The organism is Paraburkholderia phytofirmans (genome assembly GCF_046028095.1).
Classification (GTDB): Bacteria; Pseudomonadota; Gammaproteobacteria; order Burkholderiales; family Burkholderiaceae; genus Paraburkholderia; species Paraburkholderia phytofirmans_A.
In genome coordinates this window covers 253017-267035 of the sequence record NZ_JAQQDJ010000008.1, presented here as the reverse complement: position 1 = coordinate 267035, position 14019 = coordinate 253017, and the positions used below count along the sequence as shown (strand labels likewise).

The 14019-nt window shown below is 64.7% G+C and carries 14 protein-coding genes; 5 read left to right on the top strand and 9 right to left on the bottom strand.

The features are described from left to right. Positions 1-20: 20 nt before the first annotated feature. From PQR54_RS23160 to PQR54_RS23145, 4 genes are all read right to left on the bottom strand, one after another. Positions 21-677 carry a glycosyltransferase family 2 protein gene (locus PQR54_RS23160; protein WP_408249689.1) on the bottom strand — a complete coding sequence of 219 codons (657 nt, stop codon included), beginning with the start codon at positions 675-677 and terminating at the stop codon, positions 21-23. Continuing rightward, complete coding sequence (locus tag PQR54_RS23155; RefSeq protein WP_408249687.1) at positions 674-1279, bottom strand: class I SAM-dependent methyltransferase; 606 nt, start codon at positions 1277-1279, stop codon at positions 674-676. Before PQR54_RS23155 ends, PQR54_RS23160 begins: the two co-directional genes overlap by 4 nt. A 24-nt stretch (positions 1280-1303) precedes the next feature. Continuing rightward, complete coding sequence (locus PQR54_RS23150; RefSeq protein WP_408249685.1) at positions 1304-2482, bottom strand: acyl-CoA dehydrogenase family protein; 1179 nt, start codon at positions 2480-2482, stop codon at positions 1304-1306. Positions 2483-2680: 198 nt separating this feature from the next. Further along, positions 2681-4654: a PAS domain-containing hybrid sensor histidine kinase/response regulator gene (locus tag PQR54_RS23145; RefSeq protein ID WP_408249684.1), complete on the bottom strand. Its 1974-nt coding sequence runs from the start codon at positions 4652-4654 to the stop codon at positions 2681-2683. A 193-nt stretch (positions 4655-4847) separates the two neighbouring features. On the opposite strand from PQR54_RS23145, the gene PQR54_RS23140 reads away from it, so the two are divergent. Further along, entirely contained in the window at positions 4848-5084 is a 237-nt protein-coding gene (locus tag PQR54_RS23140; RefSeq protein WP_408249683.1) for a hypothetical protein, read from the top strand. A 92-nt stretch (positions 5085-5176) separates the two neighbouring features. On the opposite strand, the gene PQR54_RS23135 is transcribed toward PQR54_RS23140, so the two are convergent. Next, positions 5177-6226: an NAD(P)/FAD-dependent oxidoreductase gene (locus PQR54_RS23135; protein WP_408249682.1), complete on the bottom strand. Its 1050-nt coding sequence runs from the start codon at positions 6224-6226 to the stop codon at positions 5177-5179. A 239-nt stretch (positions 6227-6465) separates the two neighbouring features. Between PQR54_RS23135 and PQR54_RS23130 the strand changes: the two genes are divergently transcribed. Beyond that, positions 6466-6903: a carboxymuconolactone decarboxylase family protein gene (locus PQR54_RS23130; RefSeq protein ID WP_408249681.1), complete on the top strand. Its 438-nt coding sequence runs from the start codon at positions 6466-6468 to the stop codon at positions 6901-6903. Positions 6904-6943: 40 nt separating this feature from the next. Here PQR54_RS23130 and PQR54_RS23125 read toward each other — a convergent pair whose 3' ends face one another. Both PQR54_RS23125 and PQR54_RS23120 read right to left on the bottom strand, forming a co-directional pair. Next, positions 6944-8518, bottom strand: a complete 1575-nt coding sequence (locus tag PQR54_RS23125; protein ID WP_408249680.1) for a methyl-accepting chemotaxis protein — start codon at positions 8516-8518, stop codon at positions 6944-6946. Positions 8519-8863: 345 nt separating this feature from the next. Beyond that, positions 8864-9724, bottom strand: coding sequence for a LysR family transcriptional regulator (locus tag PQR54_RS23120; protein ID WP_408249678.1), 861 nt, complete (start codon positions 9722-9724; stop codon positions 8864-8866). 160 nt (positions 9725-9884) lie between these two features. Here PQR54_RS23120 and PQR54_RS23115 point away from each other — a divergent pair, with 160 nt between their 5' ends. Then, a complete protein-coding gene (locus tag PQR54_RS23115) occupies positions 9885-11285 on the top strand; it encodes a DHA2 family efflux MFS transporter permease subunit (RefSeq protein WP_408249676.1) in 1401 nt (466 codons plus the stop codon). Between the two features lie 18 nt (positions 11286-11303). Here the strand turns inward: PQR54_RS23115 and PQR54_RS23110 are convergent, their stop codons facing one another. Then, a complete protein-coding gene (locus PQR54_RS23110) occupies positions 11304-12077 on the bottom strand; it encodes an SDR family NAD(P)-dependent oxidoreductase (RefSeq protein ID WP_408249674.1) in 774 nt (257 codons plus the stop codon). Between the two features lie 250 nt (positions 12078-12327). Between PQR54_RS23110 and PQR54_RS23105 the strand changes: the two genes are divergently transcribed. After that, positions 12328-13257, top strand: a complete 930-nt coding sequence (locus PQR54_RS23105; protein WP_408249672.1) for a LysR family transcriptional regulator — start codon at positions 12328-12330, stop codon at positions 13255-13257. Between the two features lie 53 nt (positions 13258-13310). Here the strand turns inward: PQR54_RS23105 and PQR54_RS23100 are convergent, their stop codons facing one another. Next, entirely contained in the window at positions 13311-13562 is a 252-nt protein-coding gene (locus PQR54_RS23100) for a DUF1488 family protein (protein WP_408249671.1), read from the bottom strand. Positions 13563-13738: 176 nt separating this feature from the next. On the opposite strand from PQR54_RS23100, the gene PQR54_RS23095 reads away from it, so the two are divergent. Next, on the top strand, positions 13739-13918 hold the full coding sequence (locus PQR54_RS23095) for a hypothetical protein (protein ID WP_408249669.1): 180 nt from the start codon (positions 13739-13741) through the stop codon (positions 13916-13918). Positions 13919-14019: the final 101 nt, after the last annotated feature.

The following is a 14019-nucleotide window of genomic DNA, read 5'->3' as shown; positions in this document are numbered from 1 at the left end:
TGACAGCGAGCGGCGACCGCTTACCCGGCGGCCGCCCACGAAGCAAGCGTATCGCCGAAGCCGCCCCGAGCGCGAGCCGCCGCGCGCGCGCTCGTGATCACGCGCGGCGCCGCGCTCCACGCGATGCGCGCGCCGATCGCGATGAGCCGGTCGACCAGCGCGACGTCCTCGCTGCATTTGAGCGGCGGAAAGCCGCCCGCGCGCCGGTAGGCGTCGGCCGACACGCCGAGGTTCGCGCCGTGAATGTGACGATGACCGTCCGCATCCACGTAGGTCTTGCGGAAATATTCGCGCACGCTGTGCGGATGCGCGGTCCAGTCGTCGACGGCAATCGAGCCGCACACCGCATCCGCTTCGAGCGAAAGCTGCGCGACCAGCCAGCCTGACGACACGCGGCTGTCGGCGTCGGTGAACGCGAGCCAGCGCGCGCCGTCCGCCAGCAGGAAATCCGCACCGGCCGCGCGCGCAATGCCGACATTGCGCGCCTTCACCGTCAGCGTCTCGACGCCGTAGGCCCGCGCGATCGCACCGGTGAAGTCGTCGCATGCGTCGAGCACGACCACGATGCGCACCGTTTCGCCCGCCAGGTCTTCGTGGCGCGAGGCGGCGATCAAGGCAGCGAGACAAGGCGCGAGCAACGCCTCTTCGTTATGCGCCGGAACGATGACGCCGATCATAGGAGCCCCTCGCGTTGCGCGACCGAGCGTGCGTCGCGCGACCAGACATCGATCAGCAGATCGGCTTCATCGTGATGCGCGAGACGTGTGAGGCCGCAGCGTGTGTCGAATAGCGCATGGGCGGTATCGGCGGATTCGAGCGCTTCGGCGAAAGGTCTGCGCCAGTGACAGGCGAGCAGCGTGCCGTCCGTGGTGAGCGAAGCGGCGATCCGTGCAGCCAGCGTTTCGAGTTCCGCCGAATCGAGGTAATAGGCGAACTCGCTGATCACGATCAGATCGAACGGGCCGGCCTCGGTCGGCCACTCGAGCGGCACCGTGCGCTGTTCGACACGCACGTGCGTCAGGTCAGCGACGCGCTCGCGCGCCAGCTGCACCGCGCGCTCGTGCAGATCCGCCGCGAGCAGCATGTCGCAGCGCTTCGCCAGCTCGACGGTCAGTTCGCCATTCGCGCAGCCGGGTTCGAACGCGTTCCGGTAGCGCGGACGCGGCAGCAACGCGAGCGTCAACGAACGCTTGCGGCTCTCGTACCAGCCTTCGCGCAACTTCCAGGGGTCGTCGCTGTGTCGATAGAGTTCATCGAAGTAGGTAGCCGTTGAGCTCATGTCAGCGGCCCTCCGTGTAGGGCGTCAGAGCATCCACGGGGCACCTCCGGCATCCGGACCATCGCGTCCTTCAGCGGCTTGCGCCGCAACGATCAATTCGCCGAGCGCGGCGAGATCGCGCTCTGCGTGGCTCTGCCGCAGGAACACCGGCAGATCCGCCAGCGCACGCGCGAAGCGCGCGTTGCGGCACAACGGGCCGGCGCCAAGCGTACGCGTCGCGTGATTCATCACGGCGGTCGCGGCCTCTTCCACCACGAGGCGCGCGCGCATGGTCTCGCGTTGCGAGTCGGCTAACGGATTGGCGTCGATGTATGCGGCGGTCTCTCGCAATACCGCGGCTGCGCCGGCCAGTGCGACCTCGACCGCGCCGAGGTGCGCGAGCCGATGCGGATCCACGCGCTGCGTGCACGCCGCGCGCAGCATCTGTGCGATCTGCGCGGCGGCCCCATACCAGCATGCGGCGATACCGGCGCCGCCGTGCCAGAAGCCGGGACGTTGTACATAGGAATGCGCGCCGCCCACCAGCGTCGCGGATGCCTGATCGAAGCTCACGTCGGCGCTTGCCGTGGCCTGCATGCCGACCGCTTGCCACTTCGACGTGTCGATCGAGATGGACGGCTGATTCATCGCGACGGCCGCCAGCACCGGCTCATCGTCCAACCATGCGGTAACGAGCGCATGGGTGACGACACGCGCGCCCGAGCACCAGGCTTTCGTGCCGGTGAGACGAAGGTCCTCGCCGTCGCTTCGGATTCCTACTTTGAGCGCCTGCACGCGCGCATCGGGCGGCTCGGCGGCCCAGACACCCCAGCGGCTGTCCACGGGCGGCGTGGGGCCGTGAAGCTCGGCGAGAATCGCGAGCGCATCCGTGTGTCCTTCGAACAGCTTGACGAGCCCGAGATCGCATGCGGCCACCGCTGCGAGGCTGCGCCAGCGCACCAGCGTCTCGCCATGGCCGGGCAAAGGCAAAAAAGGCGCGCGGTCGAAGCCGCGTTCGACCAGCGCGCGCAACACGTCGCCGAGCGCGGCGGAGTCGTTGGGATCGAAAGGCGTATCACGCAGAAATTTTTCAAGCGACCCAGCAGCTTGCGCGTCCTTCCGGGTCCTGCTCGCGGCTGCATGAGAATCGCGTGACGCGGTCATGCCGGGGCTTTGCGGCGGCCGCGCATTGACGCCGGCCGCACGATCACGCATATCGAGCATCGTGCCTCCCTGAAGCTGTTCGATCGATTGCCGGCGGACTCTCACGGGGCCGCCGCGCACAAAAGACCCACAGCAAGCGGCGTGCCTCGGACGCGGAACGCCGGGACACGCAGCACTTTTCTTCAGGAATCAGGAATGCCGACGCACGCAAGCCGTCACACCGCGCTGGTATGAAGGAAGCGTGCCCCGGTCGAAGGGCTAACCGCGACCGCGTCCGCTGCGCCGCGCTTCCACGTCGGCGAGCAGCGCATCGAACAGCTCGAGTCCAACCGGCTTCACGAGATGCGCATGGAAACCGGCTTCGCGGGTACGCTTGCGATCGCTCGCGTGGCCGAAGCCGGTCATGGCGGCGTACAGGGTCTGGGAAAGTTCGGGCATCGCGCGCAGCGCCGCGATGGTCTGATAGCCGTCCATCTTCGGCATCGCAATGTCGATCACCGCGAGGTGAGGCACAAAGCGCGGCGCGACCTGCACCGCCTGCTCGCCCTCGTAGGCAATGCGCACCTCGTGGCCTTTGAGTTCGAGCAGCATAGCGAGACTGTCAGCCGAATCGCGATTGTCGTCGACCAGCAGAATGCGCAGCGGCCCGACTTCGGTGTTCGCCGCGTTCGCCTCATCGCCCGTCGCTTCGGGCGGCGCGGCGGCCAGCGGCAGACTCAGCGTGAAGGTGCTGCCGCAGCCCGGCCCTTCGCTGCTCGCGATAATACTGCCGCCGTGCATCTCGACGAGCGACTTGCACAACGTGAGGCCGATGCCGAGACCGCCCTCGCCGGAATTCTGCCCGTCTTTTTCCTGAGCGAACAACTCGAAGATCCGGTCGAGTGAGCGCACAGGAATGCCGCAACCCGCATCGCGCACTTCGAGCACGGCCATGTGGTAGTCGATGCGCGCCGCGACCTCGATGGCGCTGCCGACCGGCGAGAATTTTGCCGCGTTGTGCAAGAGGTTCTGCAACACCTGCACGAGGCGCGTCATGTCGCCGCGCACGATCACCGACTCGTCGGGCATATGCTGGACGACCCGCTGCTCGTGCGCATCCGTGAACGGTCGGGCGGCCTCGATCGCGCGCGCCATGACCTCGGACAGATCGACACGGCCGAGGCGCAACTCGACCTTGTTCGACATGATCCGGCCGACGTCGAGCAGATCGTCGACGAGGCGCGTGAGATGCGTGACCTGCCGGTCGATCAGATCGCGCGAACGCGCCAGCGTGGGACTCACGCCGGTTTCGAGTTGCATCACGCCGATCGCGTTGCGTACCGGCGCCAGCGGATTGCGCAATTCATGGGCGAGGGTCGCGAGAAACTGGCGCATGCGTTCGCCCGAACGTTCCAGTTCTTCACGCTGACGCCGCTCGGTCAGATCGCGCGTGACCTTGGCGAAGCCGCGCAGCCGGTTCGATTCGTCATGCACCGCGGTGATGACGACGTTGGCCCAGAAGGTCGTGCCGTCCTTGCGCACGCGCCAGCCTTCGTCCTCGACGTGGCCGATCTGCCGGGCAATCGCCAGTTCGCGCGCGGGCTTGCCCGCCGCCGCTTCCTCGGGTACGTAGAAGGTCGAGAAATGCCGGCCGACGATTTCCTCGCGCGTATAGCCTTTGATGCGCGCGGCGCCCGAATTCCAGCTCACCACGTACCCTTGCGGATCGAGCATGAAGATCGCGTAATCCTTGACGCAGTCGACCAGCAAACGGAAACGCTCTTCGCTTTGACGCAGCGCTTCGACGTACTCGCGTTGCGCGCTCAGATCGCGCGTGATCTTGGCAAAGCCGGTGAGTATGCCCGCGTCGTTGCGCATCGACGTGATCACGACATTCGACCAGAAGGTCGTGCCGTCCTTGCGCTTACGCCAGCCTTCGTCCTCGAAGCGGCCGGTCAGCGAAGCCTGTTGCAGTTCGTAGGCGGGCCAGTCGCGCGCCACGGCTTCCTCGGTATAGAAGCGCGAAAAGTGCTCGCCGACGATCTCCTGCTCTGAGTAACCTGTCAGCTTGTGCCCCCCGGCGTTGCAGCTCACGATCCGCCCGGACGGATCGAGCAGGAAGATCGCATAGTCTTCGATTGCCTCCAGCAGTGCCCAGTAATCGACCTCGACAGACGCCCTCGGGCGGGCCGCGGCCGGGACTTTGGCGGGCTTGCCGTTTTCGCCGGCGGAAGGGACATCAAGCTGTTTCATTGTGGTCAGAAATTAAGGGCTACGGCCAAAAGCATACACCGCCGATCGCCGCCTGCTTCGCCTATGGTTTCACCTGAGGTCAGCGCGAAAGGCCCGGCGCCAGAGTCCGCGTCGAGAAAAGCGCCGGCTCGATCGCCGGGCCCCGCAATTGCTACTCCCTCATCGCAACGTCATCAAACAACAGGAGTCGCAATTGAAACAGGCATTCACCACCCTCGCTCTCGCTGCCGCGCTGACACTCACCTGCACCGCCGCGCAAGCCGAAGGCTGTACGAAAGGCGCTGTCGTGGGCGGCGTGGCCGGCCACGTCGCGGGGGGCCACGGGGTAGCGGGCGCGGCGGCCGGCTGCGCGATCGGCCATCACGAGGCCAGGAAGAAGGACAAAGAAGCCAGCGCGGCCGCGGCCGGGAGTCAACCCGCCGGGAAATAACGGCGTGTAGAAAAGAGCCGGTAGTGGCCGGTAGTGGTCTGCGGATCGCTACCGGCTCGATCAATCAGAGACTCGTTATCTCCGCAAGATAGTCACCCGGCGGCGCTGACCTTTTCCGCCAGCTTTGCGTCGTAACTTGAATGCACGTGCACGCGCTTTTTGTCCGGATAAGCGTACGAGTACGCGCGCCGCAGCGCCAGCGATGCCTCATGAAAACCCGACAGTATCAGCTTCTGCTTGTTCGGATAGTTGGCGATGTCGCCCACCGCGAAGATGCCGGGCCGCGAACTCTCGTAATTCGAGGTATCCACATCGACGCGCCCGGCGTGAATCGATAGCCCCCATTGCGCGATCGGCCCGAGATCGGCAACGAGTCCATAGAGCGCGACGAGATGCTCGGCCGCGAGCTGCGTCTCGCCCTCGATATGTCGCAACGTGATCGACTTCAACGCATCGCCTTCGACGTTGAGCCCCGCAATCGCACCGACTATGAAGTCCATCTCGCCCGCCTCGACCGCGCGCCGCATCGACGCGACACTCGAATCAGCCGCACTGAAACCGGGGCGCCGATGCACCAGCGTCACCCGGCGCGCGACCTTGCGCAGCGCCAGCGCCCAGTCGAGCGCGGAATCGCCGCCGCCCGCCACGACCACGACCTTGTCGGCGAAGTCCGCGACACGCGGCACGCTGTAGTGCACATGACGCGACTCCAGCGGCACGGCTTCGGCCAGCGCCAGCTTCTGCGGCACGAATGCGCCGTTGCCGGCAGCCAGCAGGATCGCCGCGACATCGAACACGAGGCCGCGATCGGTGCGTACCGTCCAGCGTCCGTTGTCGTTTTGTTCGACCGACTCGACCCGTTGTTCGAGATGGATGGGCGGATCGAACGGCTTGCATTGCGCCAGCAGGCGCTCTACCAGTTCACGCGCGGTGCATGACGCAATAGCGGGAATGTCGTAGATCGGCTTGTCCGGATAGAGCTCGATGCACTGGCCGCCGACCTTATCGAGCCCGTCGACGATCTGGCAGGACAGGCCGATCACGCCCGCCTCGAATGCGGCGAAAAGCCCCACGGGGCCGGCGCCGACGATCAGGACGTCGGTGCGGATCGGCGGCGGTTGTTGGTCTGCGGCGGAAGTCATGCGCAATCTCTTCAGATGGATAGATGGGTGAATGACCCACCATACCGAATCGTCCGATGCCCGGCAACGATGCCATTACCACCGGTAAGGACGCTCGGCGTGCCGCATGCGTGCGTCGCCGCCGAGTCGAAGTGGTTACCTGAAAATACTCGAAATCGGCTATTTCCCGGAACCAGTCGAGCGCCTAATCTTCACTCATCGCATCACGGAATGCGTCCAACCCAACTCAGGAGTGAATCATGGAACAACGTCTCGACTTCTACAAAGCCAACCCCGCCGCGATCAAGGCCATGATCGGCGTTGAAGAACGCATCGGCAAATCGGCGCTCGAAAAATCGCTGACCGAACTGGTCCGTCTGCGCGCCTCGCAGATCAACGGCTGCGCGTACTGCGTCGATTTGCACACCACCGACGCCCGCAAGGGCGGCGAAACCGACCGCCGTCTGGCAACCGTGGTGGTCTGGCGTGAAACGCCGTTCTTCACGGACCGCGAACGCGCCGCGCTCGAATGGACGGAAGCGCTGACGCTGGTATCGCAAGAGCACGTGCCCGACGCCGTCTGGGAAGCCGTGCGCCCGCACTTCAGCGACGAAGAACTGGTCGATCTGACGCTGCTGGTCTCCGCGATCAATGCATGGAATCGCTTCGCGATTTCGTTCCGCAAGCTGCCGGCCTGAGCGCCCCGCGCCCAGAAGCAATCAGTTCAGTCCGCTTCAGTTAGAACGCAGGTTCGCGCTGCGCCGCATCGCTCGCGACTTTGAAGGCCGCGGTCAATTCGCTCAATTGCCGCGCCTGATCCGCGAGCGAGTTCGCGGTCGCCGCGCTCTCCTCGACCAGCGCCGCATTGTGCTGCGTGACCTCGTCCATCTGCGTGACGGCGAGGCTCACCTGCCTGATGCCCTCGCTCTGCTCTTTCGACGCCGCCGCAATCTCGCCGACGATACGCGCCACGCGGTCGATCGCCGCCTCAATTTCCTGCATCGTATCGCCCGCCTCATTGACGAGCCCCGCGCCGCTCTCGACGCGCGAAGTCGACTCCGCGATCAGTGCGCCGATTTCCTTCGCGGCCGCCGCCGAACGCTGCGCGAGACTGCGCACCTCGCCCGCCACCACCGCGAAACCGCGCCCTTCCTCGCCCGCGCGCGCCGCCTCGACGGCCGCGTTCAGCGCGAGAATATTGGTCTGAAACGCAATGCCTTCGATTGCGGTAATGATGCCGGTCATTTTCGACGAACCCGCGTGAATCACGCGCATCGTCTCCACCATGCTGCCGACCGACGTGCGCCCGCGCGCGGCCATCTCCGAAGCACGCGACGCGAGTTCGCTCGCGTGATGCGCGTTCTCCGCGTTCAGTTGCACGGTCGACGTGAGCTGCTCCATCGCCGCCGCGGTTTCTTCGAGCGATGCGGCCTGTTCCTCGGTGCGTTGCGAGAGATCGAGATTGCCGGCGGCGATCTGCTGCGTCGACGAAGCGATCGAATGTGAACCGGCTCGCACCGTGGTGACCGTGGCGCCGAGCTTGTCCTGCATCGACGCGACACCGCGCAAGAGTGTCGCCATTTCGTCGTTCGAACGAATCGGCACGTGGGTCGTCAGCTCGCCGGCGGCGATCGCGTCGAACTGGCGCAACGCGTCGTTCAGCGGCGCCATGATCGCGCGGCGCAGCGTGCGCCAACTGATGAACGCAACCGTCAGCCCGAGCAGAATGCTGCCGATGCACGCGGCCAACAGCGTATGAAAGAGCGTGACCGACCGCTCGTTGGCGTCGCTCGCCTGCTGGTTCAGATAGTCCTCCAGCGCGCCCTGGCTCGCGTTCATCGCCGTGTAAAGGCCGATCAGACGGTTGGCGCGGGTTTCGTCCATCCAGCTCGCGTCGCCGGTGCGGATCGCCTCGATCAGTTTGTCGATGCCGTCGCGGCGCACGGCGGTGCGTTTCGCGTCGAGGTCGTCGGTGAGGCGCTGCAGGTCGGGCGTTTTCGGCAGATCGCGAAAGTTGTTCCACCATTTATCCGAATCGCCGAGCAGCATGCGCGCACGTTCGAGTTGCGCATTCAGTTGCGGCGAGCGCGGATTGCTCATTGCCCAGTCGAGCCCGAAACGCGCCCGCGACATGGCCGTGCCCGATTTGCCAAGTGCGACGACGGAAGCGAAATGCACCGTGTAGGCGTCGCGCTGCGCCGAGTTGCTTTCGTGCATGCCGAGAATGCCAAGCACGCCGGTGGCGATCAGCAGCACGCCGAGAAACGCGATGGTGATCGCGATCCGAAGATTGATGGTCAGGTTCTTGGTCATCGTGGTTTTTATCGCTCTGGCTGGTTCGGCGCTCTGGCTTATGACGTGCGGCCCCAGCGCACGTGAACGATTGAATGTTCCTTATATGGAACAATGAACCGTATATGGAAAGTATAGCGATTCGCCTTCCGCCGAAAAAACAAAATTTCGCGGGCGCGGTAAACGCGCAACAGGCCGCGGCGTGCCTGTTTCGCCGGTGGACAGCGCAAACAGCGACACCATTCTGCGGATTATTCTGGAATCCTAGCTATACAGAACGCACCACGCAGAGTCTTTGTGCGGATGCGCAATCCGTCAGCGTTATATCCATGCGTGGCGTCGGTCCTAACGCCTCACGCCTGGCCGCTATTCCCCGATCCACGACCCGCGCAGATCGCTGTCGTGCAGCAATTGCAACAGCGTGCCCGCCGGCCTGCTGAGCCGTTTCGCCGCCAGCGCGATGAATTCCACCGACGGCAGCGTCGGCAGACTCGCCATGTTCAAGGGCGCCGCGAGACCCCGCGCCGCCAGATACTGCGGACGAACCGTAATGCCGAGCCCGCCGCGCGCGGCCGCGATGCACCCGGCGTGGCTGCTGCTCGTGCAGACCAGTTGCCAGCTAAAGCCCGCCTCGGCAAGCGCGTCAAGCACGACGGCGCGCGTCACGCTCGGTTCGGCGACCAGAATCAGCGGCAACGGCTGGCTCAGATCGACCAGCGTACCGGCGCGCGCCAGCCACTCCAGCCGCCCGGTGAAGAGCGGCACGCCGCGCCGGTCGCCGAGACGCCGCTTGCCGACCAGCAGATCGATTGCGCCCGCGTCGAGCAGTTCATACAGCTTGCCTGTCATGCCGATGGTGATTTCCAGCTCGACATCCGGATGCGCGTCGCGAAACGCCGCCAGTACGGTGGGCAGCGGGCCGAGCGCGACGTCGTCCGATGAACCGAGCCGCACGCGGCCTTTCAGACGCGGCGCGCGAAACTGCGATTCGGCCCGCGCGAGCGCCTGCAGAATCACGCTGGCGTGCGCGAGCATGGCTTCGCCGTCCGGCGTCATCGCGAGCGAATGGGTGTCGCGTACGAAAAGCCGCCGGCCCACGCTCTGCTCGAGCCGCCGGATGTGTTCGCTGACGCTTGATTGCGTCAGATTGAGCCGCCGCCCCGCCTCGGTGAAGCTGTGGCAGGCCGCGACCGTCGAAAAGGTCTTGAGCCAGATGGGATTGAGCATGGGGCATTGTCGCGCTGCTCATCGGCAAAGTCGATAATAGTCAATGCCCTTAGTGGGGTTCCCGATTGACGAGGATGTCAATATGATGACGGAATTGCCCCACTGAATGCTCGGAGCCGGGGCGGCCGCCAATGCCGCCGCGCTGCGGCTCCGTTAAAAGATGACCAAGGATTCTTCCCAGACCGCTTTGCTCTGGATCGTTGCCGCCGGCTTTTTCATGCAGTCGCTCGACACGACGATCGTCAACACCGCGTTGCCGTCGATTGCGAACAGCCTGCATGTCGCACCGCTCGCGATGCAGCCGATCGTGGTCGCCTACACGCTGACCATGGCGATGCTCACGCCCGCCTCCGGCTGGCTCGCCGACCGCTTCGGCACGCGGCGCGTCTACTTCGCCGCCATTCTCGTGTTCGTACTCGGCTCGATCTGCTGCGCGAGCGCGCATACGCTCGGCCAACTGGTGATGGCGCGCGTGCTGCAAGGCGTGGGTGGCTCGATGCTGCTGCCGATCGGGCGGCTCGCCGTCCTGCGCAGCGTCACGGGCGATCAGTATGTCGCGGCGCTCGCGTTCATTTCTGTGGCCGGGCAACTGGGGCCGATCGCCGGGCCGACGCTCGGCGGCTGGTTCGTTCAGGCGATCACGTGGCACTGGATTTTCCTGATCAACGTGCCGATCGGCGCCGTGGGGTTGTACGCTGTGCAGCGCTTCTTGCCGTCGCATGGCGAAGCAAAGGCGCCGCCGTTCGACTTCGTCGGCTGCGGGTTGCTGTCGTTGTGCATGATCGCGTTCTCGCTCGCCGTCGACTCGCCGATGCCCACGCACCGCGTGGCATGGTCGGTGGCGCTGTTCGCGCTCGCCGCCGTCAGTGCGCTGGCCTACATCCCGCATGCAAGACGCCGCGTTAATCCGCTCTTCAAACTGTCGCTGTTTCGCGAGCCGAACTTCAGCGTCGGCCTGATCGGCAACCTGGTGTGCCGCATCGGTTCGAGCGCCGTGCCGTTTCTCGTGCCCTTGCTGTTGCAACTGCAACTGGGCTACTCGCCGCTGCATTCCGGTCTGATGATGCTGCCCGCGGCTCTCGCCGGCACCGTCGCCAAACGCTGGATCGCGCCGCTCGTGCGCCGCTACGGCTACGACACGTTCCTGCTGGTCAATACGATCATCGTCGGTTCGTCGATCGTTGCGTTCGCACTGATTACGCGCGGCACGCCGCTCGTGGTCGAGATCGCGATTCTCGCCGTGTTCGGCGCGGCCAACTCCATGCAGTTCGCGGCGATGAACAGCGTCACGCTCAAAGGCCTCTCGCACGAAGATGCCGGCAGCGGCAACAGCCTTTTTTCGATGGTGCAGATGCTGGCCATCGGGCTGGGCGTGTCGATCGGCGGCGGGCTGGTGAATCTGTTCTCGGCGCAAGTCGGATCGGCCGCGCTCGGTTTTCGGCTCGCCTTCGTGTGCGTCGGCGTGATCACACTGGTGTCGGCGTGGGTGTTTCGCCACCTCGACGAAGCGCCTGCTTCGCGCCCGGTGCGCGGGCAAGCGACGCAAGGCGCGGGGCGCTGATCCAGGCCTTGCATCACCTCAGTCCGGCAAGCGGATGCCGGAAAATCCCGCGCACGCCTCGATCAAACGCTCCTGAACGGCGACGTCGCGCACGGCCGGGTGCGTCTCGCACGGCTTCATGTGATAGAAGTACGCACCGCTGACGGTGGCCGCCGGCTCGTCGCTGACGGCGAGCCACACCTGGGTTTTCGGCGCGGCCTGCAAATCGTCCGGCGCGCCCGGGCCGCCCATTTTCGTCGCCACCCAACCCGGCTCCAGCGCATTCGACAACACCTGCGGCCAGCGCCGCGCCATCGCGAACGCCAGCAACGCGTCGTGCAGTTTCGAGTCCGAGTACGCCGCCGTGCCCCGCCAGGGGCGACGCTCCCAGGCCAGATCGTCGAGGCTTGCGTCGCCGCTGCGATGCAGGCCCGAGCTCAGATAAACGAGCCGCTTCGGCTTCTCGATCAAAGCAGTGAGAATGTACGGCGCCAGCGTATTGACCGCGAACACGTGCGGCAAGCCGTCGACGGTGGCGACCCGGCGCGGCTCCTGATAGCCGACCGCCGCGTTGTGAATCACCGCATCGAAAAGGCCTAGCTGGTTGACTTGGTCCGCGAGCGCAACCGTGGCCGCGATGCTCGACAGGTCGCCGATCAGCGCGGCTTGCGCTTGCGGCACGGCTTGCAACGCCTGGTCGGCGCGCGCCGCGCTACGCGCATGCAACACCACCTGATGGCCCGCCTCGACGAGCAGACGCGCGGCCATCTGACCGAGACCATCTGCGGAACCGGTAATAAAAATTCGCGACATGGGACGTCCTCGTTGTTCAATTCGAATATGCCCGATGCATGACGAGAATCACATGTCCTGGTACTTCGGGCGAACGCCAACAGATTAACGCCCGCCACTCGACTGACGCGATAGCCTGGCTGTCATTCCACTCATGACACGACATCATTCGTCCACCTTACCAGGCGGCGTTTCCCCGAACCCACGCGTGAATTCAAACGGATTTTCGCGTTAGCATGTCACGCATTAACGAATAACAAAGGACTATCACATGCCATTTGACGAGCGCATGCTGAACGGCATGGGCGTCTTGACGGCGATTGTCGATTGCGGGAGTTTTGCGGCAGCCGGAGAAGCGCTCGACATGTCGCAATCCGGGGTGAGCCGTTCGGTCGCGCGGCTCGAAGCGCGTCTGGGCATCCGGCTCTTCGACCGCACCACGCGTTCTGTCACGCTGACCGACGAAGGCCGGCGCTTCTACGAACAGATCGTGCCGCTGCTGGGCGGACTCGAAGAAGCAGCGGCTTCCGCCGCGCAGGGCGCGACTGCCGTGCGCGGACGTTTGCGCGTGAACATGGATCCGTTCTTTTCGCGCCTCGTGCTCGGGCCACGGCTGGGCGGCTTTATCGACAAGCATCCCGATCTGCAGCTCGAACTGGTCACCCGCGATCAGATGGGCGATCTGGTCGGCGACGGCTTCGATCTGGCGATCCGTTTCGGCGATCCGCCGGTGTCGACACTGATCGCGCGCAAACTGCTGGACACGCGGATTCTCACCGTGGCCGCGCCGTCGTATCTGAAGAAGCACGGGCACCCGGTGAATCCGGCTGAGCTCGAAAGCGGCAAGCATGTCTGCATCAAGTTTCGCGATCCGCTTACGGGCTACCCGTTCTGTTGGGAATTTCATCGCGGCCGCAAGAAAATCGTGATCACGCCGCAGGGTCGTTTGACCGTGAACGACGTGGGCACGCTGCATAGCGTTTGCACGGCGGGCCAGGGCGTCGCGCAGATCCTCTCGCTCGGCAGCGAGTCGTTGATGGCGAGCGGAAAACTCGTCGAACTATTTCCCGACTGGGGCGACGAGGTTTATCCGCTGTATGCGCTCTACCCTTCGCGGCATCATCCGCCGGCGAAGGTGCGGGCGTTTTACGACTTCATCGTGTCGCTGACCGGCGGCGCGCCGCGCGAAACGGCGGCTTGAGGCCGTGTCCGGCGACGTCCGCGCAACGGCACAACAGTGTGCGCTGCGCCGCGTCAGGTAATCGTATAACGGTTCTGCGGGCCGCCGATGTACAGACCGCGCGCGAGCGTGAGAATCTGCTCGCGATGCTGGTCGAACGCGGCAAGCAGGGCCGGTTCGTCGGAGCCCACGCTCGGGCTCAGATTCGAAATCACCGAACGGTTGACGGTGAAAGCGATTTCGCGCGCATTGTCGTAGCCCCAGAAATTCACGCAGTGATGCGAGGCGTCGTAGCTGCGGCTGGGATTCGGGAAGTTGAGGGACATTTCGTACTCCCGGGATATATAGGGTTCTCCTTCCACGGTGCGCTGAATGGGGGCACGGGTCAAGAGCTTGTTTGTAAGTGCGCGCGGTGGGATGGCCAGCCCCGATCAGAACACGAGAGACGAGCCCAGGTCTGCCGTTTGCTGCAATGCTCATGTCATCCAACCAGGAGAGGATCATGAGCGAAACCAAAGAAAGCGCCCAAGACAAACCGGCCGATATCGAACATCCGCAGCCTGCCGCGCACAGCGACAACGAGAAGAGCAAGCTGCCGGAACGCGACGACGAAGGGCGCGATCAAGCGCCGTCGGACAATCCGGGCAAAAAACCCGGCGAGGGCGAGCCGCCTGTCGGCTGATTAGATTAAGCGCCAATCCGGGAGCGGCTTTGCTGCATTTCGCTAGCGAAGCCGCATAAATTTTTCCCTTCTGACGGCTTTCATAAGCCAAACATTTCTTC